The sequence below is a fragment of the Microbacterium sp. LWH7-1.2 genome (assembly GCF_038397755.1).
GTDB lineage: Bacteria > Actinomycetota > Actinomycetes > Actinomycetales > Microbacteriaceae > Microbacterium.
In genome coordinates this window covers 3,873,178-3,889,946 of sequence record NZ_CP151637.1, presented here as the reverse complement: position 1 = coordinate 3,889,946, position 16,769 = coordinate 3,873,178, and the positions used below count along the sequence as shown (strand labels likewise).

Annotated in this window: 17 protein-coding genes; 8 read left to right on the top strand and 9 right to left on the bottom strand. The window is 70.7% G+C overall.

Translation table 11 applies throughout. The features are described 5' to 3' along the window. Nucleotides 1-53: 53 nt before the first annotated feature. The 3 genes from MRBLWH7_RS17985 to MRBLWH7_RS17975 all read right to left on the bottom strand — a co-directional run bounded on the left by MRBLWH7_RS17985 (nt 54) and on the right by MRBLWH7_RS17975 (nt 1,869). The gene (locus MRBLWH7_RS17985) at nt 54-887 is read right to left on the bottom strand and encodes an aldo/keto reductase (protein WP_341996984.1); all 834 of its coding nucleotides are present in this window, start codon (nt 885-887) and stop codon (nt 54-56) included. Between the two features lie 53 nt (nt 888-940). Then, nucleotides 941-1,159, bottom strand: coding sequence for a hypothetical protein (locus MRBLWH7_RS17980; protein WP_341996982.1), 219 nt, complete (start codon nt 1,157-1,159; stop codon nt 941-943). An 80-nt stretch (nt 1,160-1,239) separates the two neighbouring features. Further along, complete coding sequence (locus MRBLWH7_RS17975) at nt 1,240-1,869, bottom strand: TetR family transcriptional regulator C-terminal domain-containing protein (protein ID WP_341996980.1); 630 nt, start codon at nt 1,867-1,869, stop codon at nt 1,240-1,242. A gap of 102 nt (nt 1,870-1,971) precedes the next feature. Between MRBLWH7_RS17975 and MRBLWH7_RS17970 the strand changes: the two genes are divergently transcribed. The 3 genes from MRBLWH7_RS17970 (at nt 1,972) to MRBLWH7_RS17960 (ending at nt 5,911) form a co-directional block, all read left to right on the top strand. Beyond that, entirely contained in the window at nt 1,972-3,006 is a 1,035-nt protein-coding gene (locus MRBLWH7_RS17970) for an agmatine deiminase family protein (RefSeq protein ID WP_341996978.1), read from the top strand. After that, on the top strand, nt 3,003-4,745 hold the full coding sequence (locus MRBLWH7_RS17965) for an amidase (protein WP_341996976.1): 1,743 nt from the start codon (nt 3,003-3,005) through the stop codon (nt 4,743-4,745). Before MRBLWH7_RS17970 ends, MRBLWH7_RS17965 begins: the two co-directional genes overlap by 4 nt. A gap of 92 nt (nt 4,746-4,837) precedes the next feature. After that, the gene (locus MRBLWH7_RS17960; RefSeq protein WP_341996974.1) at nt 4,838-5,911 is read left to right on the top strand and encodes a C45 family peptidase; all 1,074 of its coding nucleotides are present in this window, start codon (nt 4,838-4,840) and stop codon (nt 5,909-5,911) included. An 8-nt stretch (nt 5,912-5,919) separates the two neighbouring features. Here MRBLWH7_RS17960 and MRBLWH7_RS17955 read toward each other — a convergent pair whose 3' ends face one another. Continuing rightward, a complete protein-coding gene (locus tag MRBLWH7_RS17955) occupies nt 5,920-7,395 on the bottom strand; it encodes an MFS transporter (RefSeq protein ID WP_341996972.1) in 1,476 nt (491 codons plus the stop codon). Nucleotides 7,396-7,521: 126 nt separating this feature from the next. On the opposite strand from MRBLWH7_RS17955, the gene MRBLWH7_RS17950 reads away from it, so the two are divergent. Together MRBLWH7_RS17950 and MRBLWH7_RS17945 are read left to right on the top strand one after the other, a co-directional pair. After that, a complete protein-coding gene (locus MRBLWH7_RS17950; protein ID WP_341996970.1) occupies nt 7,522-8,157 on the top strand; it encodes a TetR/AcrR family transcriptional regulator in 636 nt (211 codons plus the stop codon). 9 nt (nt 8,158-8,166) lie between these two features. Further along, complete coding sequence (locus tag MRBLWH7_RS17945; RefSeq protein WP_341996968.1) at nt 8,167-9,009, top strand: hypothetical protein; 843 nt, start codon at nt 8,167-8,169, stop codon at nt 9,007-9,009. A gap of 64 nt (nt 9,010-9,073) precedes the next feature. On the opposite strand, the gene MRBLWH7_RS17940 is transcribed toward MRBLWH7_RS17945, so the two are convergent. After that, nucleotides 9,074-9,547 carry a MarR family transcriptional regulator gene (locus tag MRBLWH7_RS17940; protein ID WP_341996966.1) on the bottom strand — a complete coding sequence of 158 codons (474 nt, stop codon included), beginning with the start codon at nt 9,545-9,547 and terminating at the stop codon, nt 9,074-9,076. A gap of 77 nt (nt 9,548-9,624) precedes the next feature. Between MRBLWH7_RS17940 and MRBLWH7_RS17935 the strand changes: the two genes are divergently transcribed. Next, nucleotides 9,625-10,845, top strand: coding sequence for an NAD(P)/FAD-dependent oxidoreductase (locus MRBLWH7_RS17935; protein ID WP_341996963.1), 1,221 nt, complete (start codon nt 9,625-9,627; stop codon nt 10,843-10,845). A gap of 134 nt (nt 10,846-10,979) precedes the next feature. Here MRBLWH7_RS17935 and MRBLWH7_RS17930 read toward each other — a convergent pair whose 3' ends face one another. The 3 genes from MRBLWH7_RS17930 to MRBLWH7_RS17920 all read right to left on the bottom strand — a co-directional run bounded on the left by MRBLWH7_RS17930 (nt 10,980) and on the right by MRBLWH7_RS17920 (nt 12,838). Beyond that, complete coding sequence (locus MRBLWH7_RS17930) at nt 10,980-11,453, bottom strand: GNAT family N-acetyltransferase (protein ID WP_341996961.1); 474 nt, start codon at nt 11,451-11,453, stop codon at nt 10,980-10,982. Then, on the bottom strand, nt 11,450-11,818 hold the full coding sequence (locus MRBLWH7_RS17925; protein WP_341996959.1) for an HNH endonuclease: 369 nt from the start codon (nt 11,816-11,818) through the stop codon (nt 11,450-11,452). The genes MRBLWH7_RS17930 and MRBLWH7_RS17925 overlap by 4 nt, the downstream gene beginning before the upstream one ends. Before the next feature lie 189 nt (nt 11,819-12,007). Next, complete coding sequence (locus MRBLWH7_RS17920) at nt 12,008-12,838, bottom strand: Cof-type HAD-IIB family hydrolase (RefSeq protein ID WP_341996958.1); 831 nt, start codon at nt 12,836-12,838, stop codon at nt 12,008-12,010. 123 nt (nt 12,839-12,961) lie between these two features. Between MRBLWH7_RS17920 and pgi the strand changes: the two genes are divergently transcribed. Both pgi and MRBLWH7_RS17910 read left to right on the top strand, forming a co-directional pair. Further along, on the top strand, nt 12,962-14,641 hold the full coding sequence (gene pgi / locus MRBLWH7_RS17915; RefSeq protein WP_341996956.1) for a glucose-6-phosphate isomerase: 1,680 nt from the start codon (nt 12,962-12,964) through the stop codon (nt 14,639-14,641). A 432-nt stretch (nt 14,642-15,073) separates the two neighbouring features. Further along, nucleotides 15,074-15,967 carry a phospholipase gene (locus MRBLWH7_RS17910; protein WP_341996954.1) on the top strand — a complete coding sequence of 298 codons (894 nt, stop codon included), beginning with the start codon at nt 15,074-15,076 and terminating at the stop codon, nt 15,965-15,967. Between the two features lie 67 nt (nt 15,968-16,034). On the opposite strand, the gene MRBLWH7_RS17905 is transcribed toward MRBLWH7_RS17910, so the two are convergent. Further along, nucleotides 16,035-16,742, bottom strand: coding sequence for a DUF899 family protein (locus MRBLWH7_RS17905; protein WP_341996952.1), 708 nt, complete (start codon nt 16,740-16,742; stop codon nt 16,035-16,037). Between the last annotated feature and the right edge of the window lie 27 nt (nt 16,743-16,769).

The window sequence follows — 16,769 nt, the reverse complement described above, 5'->3', positions numbered from 1 at the left end:
AGCCGGGACGGATGCTGCGGCCCGGCGCGGTGCGCCGGGCCGCAGCATCCGTGTCACATCTCCTCGTGGGTGAGCGGGTCGCCGTCCCACAGTCGGCCGCGCTCGAGTGCGCTGATGGCGGCGAGCTGATCGTCGGTGAGCGTGAAGCCGAAGACGTCGGCGTTCTCGCGCTGGCGGTCGGCATCGGCCGACTTCGGGATCGGCGTGCTGCCGAGCTGCGTGTGCCAGCGCAGCACCACCTGCGTCGGGGTGACGTCGTGGACCGTGGCGAGCTCGGTGAGGATCTGCTCGGTCAGCAGCTCGCTGCGCCGGGCGAGCGGGCTCCAGCTCTCGGTGCGGATGCCGTGGGCACTGTGGAACGCCCGCAGCTTCTCCTGCGGGAAATAGGGGTGCAGCTCCACCTGGTTGACCGCCGGCACGACGCCCGTCTCTTCGATGAGCTCGGTGAGCTGGTCGTCGGTGAAGTTCGAGACGCCGATCGAGCGGACGAGCCCCAGCTCCCGCGCCTCGATCATGCCGCGCCAGGTGTCGACGTACTTGCCGACGCTGGGGTTCGGCCAGTGGATCAGCTGCAGGTCGATGCGGTCCAGGCCCAGCAGGTCCAGCGAACCCTTGATGCTGTCGATCGCCTCCTGCCGGCCGTGGTGGCGTCCGGGGATCTTGGACGCGACCAGCAGCTCGCCGCGGTCGACGTCACTGCGCCGCACCGCCTCACCGACCTCGCGCTCGTTCTCGTAGTTGACCGCGGTGTCGAGCAGCCGGTAGCCCGAGTCGATCGCCGCGACGATCGCCGCGATCCCCTCCTCACCTCGCAGGTTGTAGGTGCCGAGTCCCAGCTCGGGAAACCAGGCACCGTCGTTCAGGGTCAGTGTGGGGATCGCACTCATGGTTCCATCCTGGCCCTGCTCCGCCGCGCGGGGAGCGGGTCGTGCGTGGGGCGTCACGGACGATCGTCGACGTCGAGGGTTCCCTCGGTCGCGGCGCGCTCGTCGGCGGCGGCGCTGTCGATACGGTCGTCGTCGAGGTCGGGGTCGAGCGGACGGTCGTCGTCGAGTGTGGGATCGAGCATCCCGTCCCCGTCGTCGGCCGTGCCGTCGGCGACCGTGGGGTCGTCGTCGTCACCGAGGGGTGCCGGGATGAGCGGTGGCTGATTGGACATGGCGTGCTCCTTTCGCTGCCTCGAACGTACGGGCGCACGCCACGAGGTGCGGAGGGGGTTGTGCCGTCGCGCCCGGACGGCTACGAGCTGACCGGGACCGATCCCGGCCTGGCGCCCACGAGGGCCTCGGCCGCGCGGGCGGTGCGGGCTGCATAGCGGGTGGTGTCGGTACCGCGGGCGAGGGACTGCGCGTTGAGCCCGTCGATCATGCCGATGAGCTCCCACGCCACCTCGCCCGGCTCGGTCGTCGAGAACGCGCCGCTGCGGCATCCGTCCGCGATGATCGACTCGACGAGCGTCTGCCAGCGCTCCATCTGCGCGCGCACGGCCTGTGCGAGCGCGTCGTTGCGGCGGGCCATCGCCCAGCCCTCGACCCACACCACGGTGAGGTCCTCGCGCGCTGCATCCATGAGGGTGTCGATCAGAGCGCCGAGCCGGGCGGCCGGATCGGCGACGGCGCCGAGGAGCCGCTCGACGTCGCGCACCTCCTCGTCGACGAGGTCGGCATAGACGTGCGCCACGAGGTCGTCCATGGACGGCTGGTAATGCGCGACGAGGCCCGACGCGACCCCCGCCCGCTCCGCCACGGCGCGCAGCGTGAGGGCGCGGAGGCCGTGCTCGTGTGCGATCGCGGTCGCCGCGGCGATGATCTCGGCGGCGCGTTCGGCAGGAGCCTTGCGGGTGCGCGGCCGTGACGATGTGCTTGACATGGTCTCGCCAGCATAGGTATCTTTCCTATTGATCGCTAGATCAATTACTTCGCGTGGCGGCTTGGGGCCGGTGTCGCGACACGACCGGACGAAGGGGCGACGATGGCCTGGAGGATGCCGCACGAGGGCGATCCGCACGAGCGCACGTGGATGGCGTTCCCCAACGAGGGGCCGACACTCGGCGACGACCCCGCGGAGCAGGAGCGCTTCTACGCCGCCTGGAGCGCGGTGGCCAACGGCGTCGCGGGCTTCGAGCCCGTGACGATGCTCGTCGATCCGTCGAAGGCTGACCGCGCGCGGCGCATGCTCGACTCTGCCATCGACATCGTCGAGACGCCGGTGGACGAGTTCTGGTTCCGCGACCACGGCCCGACGTTCGTCGTCGACGACGACAGGCCCGGCGCACTCGGCGCCGTGGATTGGGTCTTCAACGGCTGGGGCGCACCGGCGTGGGCGACGTGGGAGCAAGCCGCTCAGCACGCCCGCTTCACCGCGGACCTCGCCGACGCCGAGGTCGTGAGCTCGCTGCTCGTCAACGAGGGCGGCGGCATCCACGTCGACGGTGAGGGCACGGTGCTCGTCACCGAGACCGTGCAGCTCGATCCGCGCCGCAACCGCTTCGCCGACCGCGCCCGCGTCGAGGCCGAGCTTCACCGCACCATCGGCGCGACGAAGGTCGTGTGGCTCCCCCGCGGGCTCACCCGCGACTACGACGAGTTCGGCACGAACGGGCACGTCGACATCGTGGCGACCATCCCGACGCCCGGTCGCATCCTTCTGCACGCGCAGCAGAACCCCGAGCACCCCGATTTCGAGGTGTCGCGGGATCTGCGCGCCTTCCTCTCGGCCGAGACGGATGCCGCGGGCCGCACCTTCGAGATCATCGACCTTCCCGCCCCCGAGACGCTCCGGGACACGGAGGGCTTCGTCGACTACAGCTACGTCAACCACCTCGTCGTGAACGGCGGGATCATCGCGTGCGGATTCGGAGAGGACCGCGCCGACGCGCGGGCGCGCGACATCCTCGAGGCGGCGTATCCCGGGCGGCGAGCGGTGACGGTCGACGCGCGCCAGATCTTCGCCGGTGGCGGCGGGATCCACTGCATCACCCAGCAGCAGCCGGCGGTGATCCGATGACCCGCCGCTTCCCTGTCGTCGAGAAGACGATCGCCGAGCTCCGCGACGCACTCGACGCCGGGGAGGTGACCAGCGTCGGGCTCGTCGACGCTTACCTCGCACGGATCGACGCGTACGACGAACCCGGCACCGCCGCCGCCCTCAACTCGGTGGTCGTGCGCAATCCCGACGCGCGGGCCGAGGCCGCAGCATCCGATCTCCGTCGCTCCGAAGGCCGCACGCTCGGGCCACTCGACGGCATCCCGTACACGGCGAAGGACTCGTTCATGGCGAAAGGGCTCACGGTCGCGGCGGGGTCCCCTGCGTTCGCCGAGCTCGTCGCGCAGCGCGACGCGTTCTCGATCGAGCGCCTGCGCCAAGCCGGAGCGGTGCTCATCGGGCTGACGAATATGCCGCCGATGGCCAACGGCGGCATGCAGCGCGGCGTCTACGGCCGCGCCGAGAGCCCGTACAACGCCGAGTACCTGACGTCGGCGTTCGGGTCGGGATCGTCCAACGGCTCCGGCACCGCGACGGCGGCGAGCTTCGCGGCGTTCGGACTCGGCGAGGAGACCTGGTCCAGCGGCCGCGCGCCCGCCTCGAACAACGCGCTCTGCGCGTACACCCCCTCTCGCGGCGTGATCTCGGTGCGCGGCAACTGGCCGCTCGTGCCCACGATGGACGTCGTCGTGCCGCACACGCGCACGATGGCCGACCTGCTCGAGGTCCTCGATGTGATGGTCGCCGACGACCCGGAGACCCGCGGCGACTTCTGGCGCGCGCAGCCGTGGATCGAGATCCCGGATGCCTCGGCCCTGCGTCCCGCGTCGTACCCGGCGCTCGCGTCGGCGGACGCCGATGCCGCCGCCGCGACCCTTGCGGGACACCGGTTCGGCGTACCGCGGATGTACATCAACGCCGACGTCGAAGCGGGGACGAACCCGCACGGCGGCATCGGCGGGCCGACTGGCACCCGTGTCGAGACTCGACCCTCGGTGCTCACGCTGTGGGAGAAGGCCCGGATGGACCTCGAGGCCGCCGGCGCGGAGGTCGTGGAAGTCGACTTCCCGGCCGTGACGAACTACGAAGGCGACCGGCCCGGCGCCCCGACGATCAAGACCCGCGGGCTCGTGAGCGAGGCCTTCCTGCAGCGAGAGATCGTCGACCTGTCGGCGTGGGCATGGGACGACTTCCTGCGCGCGAACGGCGACCCGGCGCTCGGCCGCCTCGCCGACGTCGACGGCTCGACGATCTTCCCGCACCCGGACGGCGCGCTGCCCGACCGGTACACCGGCTTCGACGACGACATCGCCACCTACCCCGCGCAGGTGCGCGAGCACCCGTACGCCTCGTTCACCGACATCCCCGAGATGGACGACGGCGTCCGCGGCCTCGAAGAGACTCGGCGCGTCGACCTCGAGGACTGGATGTCGATCCTCGGCCTCGACGCCCTCATCTTCCCCGCGGTCGCCGACGTCGGCCCGGCCGACATGGACGTGAACGAGGCCTCCGCCGACCTCGGCTGGCGTAACGGCGTGTGGGTGGCCAACGGCAACCTCGCGATCCGCCACCTCGGCATCCCGACGGTCACCGTGCCGATGGGGACGATGGCCGACATCGGGATGCCCGTCGGCCTGACGATCGCCGGGCGCGCCTACAGCGATCCTGACCTCCTCGCCTGGGCCGCCGCGTTCGAGGCTCTGCGGCCGCGCCGCACCGCTCCCCCGCGCACGCCCGAGCTCGCGCACACCGCGGACTGACAAACCACGCGTACGGTGAGAAACCACGCCAGGAGTGGATTCTCAACCGGCAAGTGGTTTCTCGGCCGTGGGTGATCGGAGAGGGGAGAACGATGAGGCTTCGCACGGCGGTGGTGGCGGAGACGGATGCTGCGGCCCGCGGCCGCGAGCTCGGCTCGGCGTTCGGGCCGCAGTACGCACGGACGGCGGCGCTCTACCTCACGCACTTCGCCGAGCTCGGCATCCCGGCCACGCAGGTGCGCGCCATCACCGAGAGCTGTCGCGAGGCACTCGCCGCGTGGGCGCCCGGGCTCGCCGCCGAGTCGGACGCCATTGCCGACGCTGCGGGCGTCGAACGGTGGCGGCTCGCCGCGGTCGCCGCGCGAACCGAGATCCTCGCCGTGGCGCCGCCCCGGCTGGAAGGCGAGTGCTCGACCGCGGTGCACGTCGGCCCGGGAGTCGCCGCCGAGACCCTGCAGACATGGGACTGGCACGACTTCCTGGTGCCCGACGGGCTGCTGCTGGAGTTCGCGGTGTCGAGTGGACGGCGAGTGAAGATGTTCACCGAGTTCGGGACACCGGGCAAGATCGGCGTCAACAGCGCGGGGCTCGGCCTGCACTTCAACATCCTGTCCCACCGGACCGACTCGGACGCGGGCGGAGTCCCCGTGCACGCCGTCGCCCGCCGCGTGCTCGAAGAAGCGCGATCGGTCGAGGAGGCCCGCCGCATCGCGGCGAGCGCGACGGTGAGCGCGTCGACGGTGCTCACGGTCTTCGAGACGGACGGCACCGGATCCCGGGCCGCGTCGCTCGAGCTCTCCCCCGCGGGCCTGGGCGTCGTGAGGCCTGCCGACGACGGCTGGCTCTTCCACACCAACCACTTCCTCGATCCGGCGCTCTTCGCGGGCGACACGATGCCCGCCGACTCTACGACGATGGAACGGTTCGCTCATCTCGACGACGTGCGGGACGCGCTCGCCGGCCTGGACCCGACCGCGCGGGCTCTGGCGGCGTGCGGCGGCCAGGGCGACGCGGCCGAGATCTGCATGGCGCCCGACCCGGCGCTTCCCCGCATCGACCAGTGGGCGACCCTGCTCACGGTCGCGGTCGACACCGAGGGATTCGCACTGGATGTCTTCCCCGGCCGTCCCGACGAGGCTGCTGCCGCGGGGCTCGTCCGCTTCTGACCGGTGTGTCAGCGCAGCCCCGAGCGCACATCCTCTCCGGCCTCGCCGATCGCCGTGGATGCCGACGTCGCCGGGGCGGCGGCATCCGTTCCCTCGTCGTCGGTGTGGAGTGACGGCGGCGCGGCGGCGTACGCGTCGGACAGCTCACGGTAGGGCTTCGACACGAAGGCGAGCAGCACCACGAGCAGGAGCACCAGGCTCGCGCCGACGAACGCGAGCGCGATGCCGCGCGCCTCGCCGTCGCCGAGCAGCCAGCCCCAGGCCTGCTGACCCTCGGGCGAGTTCATGTAGGGGATGAGCCAGAACTGGGCGATGGGTCCGATCAGGAACGCCGAGACGGGCGCCGCCGCGGACTCCACGCTCGCGGCGAAGCCGAAGACGCGTCCCTGTTTCTCGAACGGCACGACCCGCTGGACGATGGTCTGCTCGGAGGCCTCGGCGATCGGCATGAGCGCCATGAAGATCATGATGCCGAGCCCGTACAGCCACCACCACTCACGGATCGCGAACGCCATGCCGAGGAAGGCGATGCCGATGTTCACGAGCAGCATCGTGCGCACCGGGTTCTTGCCCAGGCCGAACTTCGCCACGAGCGCGCCGCCGATGATGAAGCCGAGGCTCGTCACGCCGAGGACGATGCCCCACATCTCGACCGAGAAGAGGGTCAGCCCATACGGGTCCATCAGGGCCATGAAGACGCCGCCCACGAGATTGTTGAACGTGGAGAAGAGGATGAGGGCGAGCAGGCCCGGCACGGCCATGACCGCGGGGATCACGCCCTTGAACCCGAAGCCCTTCGGCGCGTCCCCTTCGACGTGCGCGACGCCGCGCTCGGGGATCGGGACGAACATCAGGTGGATGAGCGCCACGCCGGTGGCGGCGATGGCGATGGCCACCGTCCAGCCCATGCCGAGGAGCCCGATCGACAGGCCCGAGAACACGCTCGTCACCATGAAGGCGATGCCCTGCACCGCACCGACGAGGCCGTTCGCCTTGTCGCGGCGGTCGCCGGGCACGAGGAGCGTGACCGTCGTCGACAGAGCGATGTTGCGGAGGTTCTCGACGACGCCGCCGATGAGGATCACGCCGGCGAACGCCCAGAACCAGGGTCCGGTCCAGTCCAGCAGTGCGCTCTCGGGGAACGTCACGAACATGGCCCCGGCGAGGACGTACGCCGACGCCGTCACGATGCTCGAGAGCAGCATGACCGACTTCTTCTTCACGTGGTCGACGAGCACGCCGAACACGACGCCGAAGACGGCGACGAGGAGCATGTACGACCCGCCGATGATCGCCGTCGCGAGCACCGACTTCGTCTCGAGGTACACCCAGAACGTCAGCGCGAACCACAGGTAGCTCGACGTCACGTTGGCCAGCGCGGTGTTGACGAGCACCTGGTAGAACGCGCGGAGCGTGCGCCCGTCGGGCCTGTGCTGGACGGGATCTTCGGATGCTGCGGGCCCGGGCGGACTCGGCTGGCTCATGACGCTTCCTTCGGCGTGTTCACTGATGAGCGGGGAAGGGCGAGGGTCTAAAGTGAATGTGGACACTGTTCACATTCAATGTTCACAACGTACACACCCGGCCGGGAGGACGCAATGACTTCAGCGGTGCGTGCCTATCATCACGGCCACCTCCGACATGCACTGATCAGCGAAGGGCTCCAGCTCGCCCGCACAGGCGGTCCGGCCGCGGTGACCCTGCGCGAGGCGACCCGCGCCGCCGGCGTCTCGCCCAATGCGGCGTACCGGCACTTCGCCGATCGCGACGCCCTGGTTCGGGCAGTGGCCCGCGAAGCACAGCTCGACCTGGCCGCCGCGATCACGGCACGCGTCGAGGCCACGCCGTCGAACCTCTCCCCCGCTGACGCCGCGATCGAGCGGCTGCGCCGCGTGGGACTGGCCTACATCGACTTCGCGCGCACCGAGCGCGGGTGGTTCGAGACCGCGTTCTTCACGCAGGACACGCACGCGAACGACGGCATCGTGACCCTGGACGACGAGATCGTCGCTCCCTTCCGGCTCCTCATGGACACGCTCGACGCGATGGTGGACGCCGGCGCGCTCGCCCCGGGACGCCGCCCCTACGCCGAGTGGGCCTGCTGGTCGGCCGTCCACGGCTTCGCCGACATCGCCGTGCACGGCCCGGTGCGCTGGCAGCCGGCACCCGTCATCGATGCCCTCGCGGCATCCGTCGTGGAGTCGGCCATCACCGGCGTCCGCGGCACGTCCGCCCCGCCCTCGTAGACTTCGCCCATGTCCGAACAGGCGACCGCCGTCTCCGCCCCTCGCCCGTCGATGGTGGGCCGCGGGCTGTCGTGGGTCGCCGATTACCTCTATGCCGCCCGCCGGCAGCTCGCCGTGCTCTCCTTCCCGTGGATGATCGGGCGTCCGCGGCCCGTCCCGCCGGCGTGGCGCCGCGGCGATCCGGCGCTTCCCGAGGTGTACCTCATCCCCGGCGTGTACGAGCACTGGACGTTCCTGCGCCCACTCGGCGACGCTCTCGCCGCCGCGGGCCACCGCGTCGCGGTCGTGCACGGCCTGGGCGTGAACCGCCGGACGATCGCGTCGACCGCCGACCGCCTCGGCGAACTGCTTGCCCGCACGCCGGCCCCGGACGCCGGGCGGGTGCTCGTGGCGCACAGCAAGGGCGGGCTCATCGGCAAACACCTCCTCGTCTCGTCGGGCGCGGCGGCGCGGGCCGCCGCGGAGGCGGCCGCGGGCGGCGACCCGGCCGAGGCCGCCGCAGCGGCGAGCGACGACGGGCGTCCGCTGGGCCTCATCGGCCTTGTCGCCGTCGCCACCCCGTTCGGCGGCTCGCGGCTGGCCAGCCTCTTCGTCGTGCCGAGCATCCGCGCGTTCCGTCCCAGGGACGAGACCATCCTCACCCTCGGGCGCGAGACATCGGTCAACGGCCGCATCGTGTCGGTGTTCGGGCCGTGGGATCCGCACATCCCCGAAGGGAGCGCCCTCGACGGCGCGACGAACATCGCCGTGCCGACGTCCGGCCACTTCCGGGTGCTCGGCGCCCGGTCGACCCAGCGGGCCGTGCTCGACGGCGTCGCAGTGCTCACCGCGCGAGGTCACACGGCGGACTAGGGCACGGCTGACGAAGGCCTGGCGCGCCGGACCGGCGGGCATCGCCTGCCGCAGTGTGTCGACATCAGTGGCGGCGGAGCAGCTCGATCTCCTCGCGGTTCACCTCGGCGGCGGCGGCGAAGAGCTCGTTGGCGAAGGCGAGCTGATCGTCGGTCAGGGTGTCGAGGTACGCGTTCCAGCGGGCTCCGACGCGGCCGTATACCTCGCCGAACCGGGCGAAGATCGCCTCGGGGACCGCAGCCACGATGACGCGGCGACGGTCGCTCGGATCGCGGTCGCGCGTGACGAAACCGGCGCGCTCCAGCCGGTCGATCGCCGTCGTGATGGCGCCACCGGCGGTGAGCCCGGTGCGCTCGGCGAGTTCGCCCGGTGTCGCGGGGCCTTCGCTCATGAGCAGGCTCGCGCACTGGAGGTCCGTGCCGTTCACGCCGCCCCACTTCGCCACCGCGTCTTGGAAGAGCACCGCCCGGGCCATGAAGTCGCGCATCACTTCTCCCGCGCGCGCCATCTCCCGCGCTCGCGTTGACGTCTCTGCCATTCTCCGGGTACTCTCTCTACTATCGAGAGACTCGAATATCGAGACTCTCGACCCACAGTCTACGGAAGGAGCATCCCATGCCACGGGCCCTCATCATCGGAAGCGGCGTCGCCGGTCCGGCCACCGCATTGTTCCTGCGACGCGCCGGCTGGGAAGTGGAGATCTTCGAGGCGGCCGACGAACCCGATGGCTACGCCGGCCTCTTCCTCAACCTCGCGACGAACGGGCTCGCCGTGCTCGACCAGCTCGGGCTTCGCGAGCGACTGATCGCCGCAGGGCACCCCGCTCCGGAGATGACCATGTGGTCGAGTTCGGGCAAAGCGCTCGGCACGGTACCGAACGGCCCGGCGCGCGAACCCGAGCGCGGCAGCGTCGTGGTGCGGCGCGGCATCCTGCACCAGGCGTTGCGGCAGGCGGCGCAGGAGGCAGGTATTCCGATCACGTTCGGGGCGCGGCTCGAACGGATCGAGGAGACGGAGGCCACGGTGCGCGCGTTCTTCGCCGACGGTCGGACAGCGGCCGGCGACGTGCTCGTGGGCGCCGATGGTGTCGGGTCGCCGACCCGCCGCCACATCGATCCGCACTCCCCGGCGCCCGTGTATTCCGGGCTCGTGGGACTCGGCGGCTTCGCACACGTGCCCGGTCTCGCGCCGACGCCCGGGGCGCAGCACATGCTCTTCGGGCGCCGTTCGTTCTTCGGCTGGCTCGTGCGCGACGACGGGGAGGTGTACTGGTTCGCCAACATCACGCACCCGGCCGCGGATCGCGCAGCGCTTCGAAGCGTGTCGGCGGAGGAATGGCTCGCGACGCTGCGCGAACTGCACGCCGACGACCCGTACCCGGTGCCGCAGATCCTCGAGCACGCGACGGGCGACGTGGGCGGCTACCCGATCGACGACCTCGCGCACGTGCCGAGGTGGAGCAGCGGGCGGGTCGTCGGCGTCGGCGACGCGGTGCACGCCACGTCGCCGAGTGCCGGGCAGGGCGCCTCCCTCGCCCTCGAAGACGCGATCACGCTCGCGCGGTGCCTTCGGGACATCCCCGACCGCAGCGCTGCCTTCGCCGAGTATCAGCGGCTTCGGCAGCCTCGCGCCGAGGCGGTCGTCGGCTACGCGCAGGCGATCAACAGGCAGAAGCGCGTCACGAGGTCACGGCTCGGAATCGCGATCCGCGACGCCATGCTCCCGATGTTCCTGAGGAAGGCCCGCGACGACACCCGCAACGACTGGCTGTACAACCACCACGTCGAGTGGGAAGCACCCGCGGTCGGCCACCGGTCCGGCAGCGGCGCCCGGTAGACGCGTGGGGGGTCACCTGCGGATCGTGCCACCACCTCGTCGAAGGCGGATACGCGGCGCCCCAGCATCCGTCCCCCGAACCAGCGGCCCGCGTGCACCCGAAGCACGCGGGCCGCTTCCCTTTCCGCGCGTGTCTACAGCTGCGGCGGGGTCCAGACGAGAGTGTGACCGGTCGCGGTGAACGATTCGTTACCGGCGAGCTTGCCGGTCGTGGTCGACTCGAGCACGAAGCGTAGCGCCTCGTAGAACTCGCGTGCGGCATTGCCGTCGAGCACCTCCAGTACGACGCGTCCGCCGGACCGCGCGACGAAGTGCTCGACGAGCGCCCGGCCGATCCCTCGGCGGTAGCGGCCCGGGTCGACGTAGATCCAGGTGATCTCGCCGCCGTCGGGGCCGACGCTGCCGGCGATGAAGCCCGCCACGGCGCCGTCGACCTCGGCGACCCAGACCTCGTCGTCGAAGAGCCCTTCGTTCTCGTAGGTGGCTGCGAGGTCGAGGTACGCCGCGAGAAGGCCCGCGCCGCGGAGCTCGTCGAGCCGGGCCGCATCGTGGATGCGCTGGACGTCGTCCCAGTCGCGGGGCTCGTAGGGACGGATGCTGAGGCTCACGGTGCCTCTCCGGCCACCGGCGCTGTGCCCCGCCAGGCGTTGAGCACCTCGACGTGACGCAGCAGGAACGCGCGCTCGTCGAGCCGCTTGCGACGCAGCCACCCCGTCACCTCGTCGTTGCTCTTGCTCGCGTTGCACGAGCGGCACGCGGGGACCACGTTCTCGAACGTATAGCGACCGCCCCGCGAGATCGGCAGCACGCAGTCCTTCTGGAACGGGCCCGCGGCCATTCCGCAGTAGGCGCACGCGCCCCACGCCTCGACGAGGGCCTCCCACTCGTCGACAGTGAGGTCGTTGTCCGCGGCGGCCACCCGGCGCGCGCGGCGCCGCGCCGCGCGCGCACGCCTGGTCTGACTCACCGCCATATCCGGAGCCTATTGCCCGCACCGCCGTCGCCCCGGTCGACACGACAGCGCCGCTCGCGCGAGCGCTCACATCGTGTGCTGTCACCGAGACGACACGTTGTGAGCGTGCGGGTAGTGTCGTCTCGGTGAGAGCACACGATCGGGACGGGACGTCGAACGGATGCTGCACCCCGGCCGCGCGCGAAAGGGTCAGGCGACGGGGTCGGGCACGCCGTCGAGGAGCTTCTCGATCGTCGTGATCACACCGTGCTCGAGGTTCGATGGCGCCGAATAGCGCGCCCGGGCCGCGACGTCCGGGTGGGCGTTGGCCATCGCGAACGACAGAGACGCAGCATCCATCATCTCGAGGTCGTTGAGGTAGTCGCCGAACACCGCGGTCTGCTCGGGCGCGATACCCGTCGCCGCCTGCAGGCGCCGCAACGCGACGCCCTTGTTGACGCCCTGGTTCATGACGTCGATCCAGTGCTCGCCCGACACGACCACCTGATGGGTCGCGCGGAGGTCGTCGAGCGCGGGGGCGGTGGCTGCGGCGTCCGCGAAGTCGAAGATGGCGACCTTGAGGATCTGGTCGTCGACCGCGAGCAGGTCGGGCACGGCCTCGAGGCGTGCGTAGTACTTCTCGGCCTCGGGCAGGAACGCATCGTCGGCACGCTCGATGTAGGCCGACCGCTTGCCGCAGACGACGACGCCGAGGTCGCGTCCGGCTGCGGCGAGCGCACGCAGGCGCGTGACGAGCGACGCGGTGAACGCGGCATCCATCGCGTCCGAGCTGATCTCGGTGTCGCCCTCGACGACGTACGCGCCGTTCTCGGCGATGAACACCGTGTCGTCGAGGTGCTCCGCGAACGCCCGCTGGAGGGTCGCGAGCTGCCGCCCGCTCGCCGGGGCGAAGCGGATGCCGGCCTCGTGCAGGCGGTCCAGCAGCGGCCAGAGGGCCTCGGGGATGCGGCCGTCGCCGTCGAGGAGGGTCCCGTCCATGTCGACGGCGATCAGGCGAAGGTCGGGCGAGGGGAAAGGCATGGTGCTTCCACCATACGTTCGCGTCCCTGACCGTCAGGCGAGACGGAGCGCTCACAAGTCAGGGACACCGACGGTGAGTAATGCGTAACCAACGCGCGCACCGGCGCGGGTACCTTGGGGTGCGTGACAGCTCCCATCGATGCCACCACCACGTCCGCCTGGGCCGAGCTCAGCTCGATCCGCGACTCGTTCGCCCCCGATCTGCGCGACTGGTTCGCCATCGATCCGCGCCGCGCCGAGCGCCTGAGCTTCGAGCTCGCCGACCTGCATGTCGACCTGTCGAAGAACCTCGTGACCGACGAGATCCTCGCTGCCCTCGTGCGCCTCGCGGAAGAGACCGGCGTCGCCGAGCGCTACGCCGCGATGCTCGCCGGCGAGCACATCAACACCACCGAGGACCGCGCGGTGCTGCATACGGCGCTGCGTCGCCCCGCGGGCGCCGAGCCCGCGCTCGTCGTCGACGGCCAGGACATCGACGCCGACGTGCAGTCCGTCCTCACCGCCATGACCGCCTTCGCCGACCGCGTGCGCTCGGGCGAGTGGCAGGGCGTGACCGGCAAGAAGGTCACCCACATCGTCAACATCGGCATCGGCGGCTCCGACCTCGGCCCCGTGATGATCTCGGCCGCGCTCGAACCGTATGCCACCGCCGGCATCCAGGCCAGGTTCGTGTCGAACATCGACCCGTTCGACATCGCGGACAAGACCAAGGATCTCGACCCCGAGACCACGCTCTTCATCGTCGCGTCGAAGACGTTCACGACCCTCGAGACGCTGACCAACGCGCGCCTCGCGCGCGACTGGCTGTGGGCGGGCCTGGAGAAGTCGGGTGCGATCGACGGTTCGGACGATTCGAAGACGGATGCTGTGGCCCACCACTTCGTCGCGGTCTCGACCGCTCTCGACAAGGTCGCCGCGTTCGGCATCGACACCGACAACGCGTTCGGCTTCTGGGACTGGGTCGGCGGCCGCTACTCGGTGGACTCCGCCATCGGCCTGTCGCTCATGATCGAGCTCGGACCCGACGTCTTCCGCGAGTTGCTCGCCGGATTCCACGCGGTCGACGAGCACGTGGCGAACACGCCGCTCGAGCGCAACGTGCCGGTTCTGATGGGCCTCCTGAACGTCTGGTACTCGAACTTCCTGGGCGCGCAGTCGCACGCGGTGCTCCCCTACGCGCAGCAGCTGTCGCGCTTCGCCGCGTACCTCCAGCAGCTCACGATGGAGTCCAACGGCAAGTCGGTGCGCTGGGACGGCTCCCCCGTCACCACCGACACCGGCGAGGTGTTCTGGGGCGAGCCCGGCACCAACGGCCAGCACGCGTTCTACCAGCTGATCCACCAGGGCACCCGCCTGATCCCCGCCGACTTCATCGCGTTCGCGAACCCCGCCTACGCACTCGAGGACGGCGGCCGCGACGTGCACGGCCTGTTCCTGTCGAACTTCCTCGCGCAGACGAAGGCCCTCGCCTTCGGCAAGACGGCAGAAGAGGTCGAGGCCGAGGGCACCACCGGCGCCCTCGTGGCCGCGCGTACCTTCGCGGGCAACAAGCCGACGACGTCGATCTTCGCCCCGGCGCTCACGCCCGCCGTGCTCGGCCAGCTCGTCGCGCTGTACGAGCACATCACCTTCACGCAGGGCGTCATCTGGGGCGTCAACTCCTTCGACCAGTGGGGCGTCGAGCTCGGCAAGCAGCTCGCGCTGCAGATCGCCCCCGCGATCGAAGGAGACGAGACCGCGATCGCCGCCCAGGACGCCTCGACCCGAGCGCTCCTCGCCTACTACGCCACGCACCGCAAGTAGCCCGCACACCTCGAGAAGGGTGGGTGCCGGGCTTCCGGCACCCACCCTTCGACGTCCGCCGCGAGGATCTGAGCGCGGGGGCGGCGCTCAGAACGGGGCCGGTTCGGCGACGAAGACGACGCGCGGGGTCGCTTCCGCAGCATCCGTTCACAGCCGCTTGTACAGCGAACCATCACTGCGGCCGGCACCCCGCCGTCGTGGGTCGTTCGCTGCGCCCAACCGGCATCGTGGGCCCCCGCCGATCGGCGCGGGTGAGAGATTTCTCATACTCCGACCAGGACTTTCCCGCAAAAGGACTCTCACGTTCCGCCCAGGAAACCACCGGGAACCGTCCAGATGCGATGAGGCAGACTCGGGGACTTGTGCGCCCGACCCGAAGGCGCACGGGCGCCGATACCCGCGGCGCGAAACCCGAAGGATCGTACGTTCGTCATGCATTCACACCAGTCACCCACGCCTTCCCGCCGTTCACGCCGCCGCTTCTTCGTGCCCGCCGTCGCCACCGGAGCCGCCCTCGGCGTGCTCCTCACGACGGGCCTCACGCTCGCCTCCCCGGCGCTCGCCGCAGCGGCGCCGCTGGCCGTGTCCGCCATCGCCTCGGCCGCAGCGCCCGAAGCCGCCGCCGACTCCTTCCGCGACATCCGCGTCGACGCGCAGGGCACCCTCCTCTCGGCCCGCGTCGCGCTGAGCGACGCCGCCTCGATCGCCGCCGACATCGCCGCCGCGGGACTCGACCTCGGCCTCGCCGACATGTCGGTCGACACCTCCGGTCTCGAGCACGCCGCGGACCGGCTCTCGAAGCTCGAGGTCGTTCCGATGCTCCTGGTTCCCGGGCTCACCGCCGATGTCGCCGGCGCCACCGAGAAGGTGAACGCGCGCGTGACCGAGCTTCGCGAGCACCTCGTCGCCGCCAAGGAGAAGAAGGCCGCCGAAGAGGCTGCCGCTGCCGCCGCCGCTGCTGCTGCCGCTGAGGCGCAGCGCCAGGCCGAGGCGGCCGCCGCGCTCGCCGCCGCGAACACCCCGGACGGCGCCAAGGCGACCGCGCGACAGATGGCGGCGGCGCAGTACGGCTGGGGCGACGACCAGTTCTCGTGCCTCGAGTCGCTCTGGACCAAGGAGTCCAACTGGAACTACCAGGCCTACAACTCCGGCAGCGGCGCAACGGGTATCCCGCAGTCGCTCCCGGGCAACAAGATGGCGAGCGCCGGAGCCGACTGGCAGACCAACGCGACCACCCAGATCGCGTGGGGCCTCGGATACATCGCCGGCTCGTACGGCACGCCCTGCGCCGCATGGGGCCACTCCCAGGCCACCGACTGGTACTGATCAGTCGCCCCTGATGTGAACGGATGCCGCACCCCGGCCGCAGTCGCGGGGTGCGGCATCCGCATCTCTATGCGTGACGGTGAGCGCCCGGCCCGTACAGTTCCGCCACCTTCTGCGACGTGAACCATCCGTCGAACGTGTCGGTCTTCGGCCAGCCTTCGGGAGAGTCCTGCCACGCCTCCCGGCGGCCGTACGGGAGCACGTCGATGAGCGGGAACGTGTGGCTCAGCTGCTCGGTGCCGCGGCCGTTCGTGTGCCACGTGCGGTAGACGGTGTCGCCGTCGCGGAGGAAGACGTTGACGGCGAACCCGCCGCCCGGAGGGGCGTCGACGTCGGCGCCGAACGCGCTGCCGGCGGTGGAGAACCAGTCCATGCGGTTGCCGGTGCGCTCCTTGTACTCGAGCGCCTCGTCGATCGGCCCCTGCGTCACGATGACGAAGCGGGCGTCGTATGCGTCGAGGAAGTCGAGGCGGGTGAACTGCGACGTGTAGCCGGTGCAGCCCGGGCAATGCCATTCCTTGCCCTCGAACCACATGTGGTTGTAGACGATGAGCTGCGACTTGCCTTCGAACACATCGACGAGGCGCACCGGGCCGTACTCGCCCATGAGCGTGTAGTCGGGCATCTCGACCATCGGCAGCCGCCGGCGCTGCGCGGCGATGGCGTCGAGCTCGCGCGTCGCGGCCTTCTCGCGCACGCGGAGCTCAGCGAGCTCGCGGCGCCAGGTCTCGGCATCGACCACGGGCGGGAGGGCGTTCTGGGTCGTGCTCTGCATCGGAACCTCCGAGTGTGCGCATGGGTA

Coding starts and splice junctions, on each gene's coding strand:
- MRBLWH7_RS17985 (WP_341996984.1), bottom strand. CDS start 887: ATGAGTGCGATCCCCACACTGACCCTGAACGACGGTGCCTGGTTTCCC.
- MRBLWH7_RS17980 (WP_341996982.1), bottom strand. CDS start 1,159: ATGTCCAATCAGCCACCGCTCATCCCGGCACCCCTCGGTGACGACGAC.
- MRBLWH7_RS17975 (WP_341996980.1), bottom strand. CDS start 1,869: ATGTCAAGCACATCGTCACGGCCGCGCACCCGCAAGGCTCCTGCCGAA.
- MRBLWH7_RS17970 (WP_341996978.1), top strand. CDS start 1,972: ATGGCCTGGAGGATGCCGCACGAGGGCGATCCGCACGAGCGCACGTGG.
- MRBLWH7_RS17965 (WP_341996976.1), top strand. CDS start 3,003: ATGACCCGCCGCTTCCCTGTCGTCGAGAAGACGATCGCCGAGCTCCGC.
- MRBLWH7_RS17960 (WP_341996974.1), top strand. CDS start 4,838: ATGAGGCTTCGCACGGCGGTGGTGGCGGAGACGGATGCTGCGGCCCGC.
- MRBLWH7_RS17955 (WP_341996972.1), bottom strand. CDS start 7,395: ATGAGCCAGCCGAGTCCGCCCGGGCCCGCAGCATCCGAAGATCCCGTC.
- MRBLWH7_RS17945 (WP_341996968.1), top strand. CDS start 8,167: ATGTCCGAACAGGCGACCGCCGTCTCCGCCCCTCGCCCGTCGATGGTG.
- MRBLWH7_RS17940 (WP_341996966.1), bottom strand. CDS start 9,547: ATGGCAGAGACGTCAACGCGAGCGCGGGAGATGGCGCGCGCGGGAGAA.
- MRBLWH7_RS17935 (WP_341996963.1), top strand. CDS start 9,625: ATGCCACGGGCCCTCATCATCGGAAGCGGCGTCGCCGGTCCGGCCACC.
- MRBLWH7_RS17925 (WP_341996959.1), bottom strand. CDS start 11,818: ATGGCGGTGAGTCAGACCAGGCGTGCGCGCGCGGCGCGGCGCCGCGCG.
- MRBLWH7_RS17920 (WP_341996958.1), bottom strand. CDS start 12,838: ATGCCTTTCCCCTCGCCCGACCTTCGCCTGATCGCCGTCGACATGGAC.
- MRBLWH7_RS17910 (WP_341996954.1), top strand. CDS start 15,074: ATGCATTCACACCAGTCACCCACGCCTTCCCGCCGTTCACGCCGCCGC.
- MRBLWH7_RS17905 (WP_341996952.1), bottom strand. CDS start 16,742: ATGCAGAGCACGACCCAGAACGCCCTCCCGCCCGTGGTCGATGCCGAG.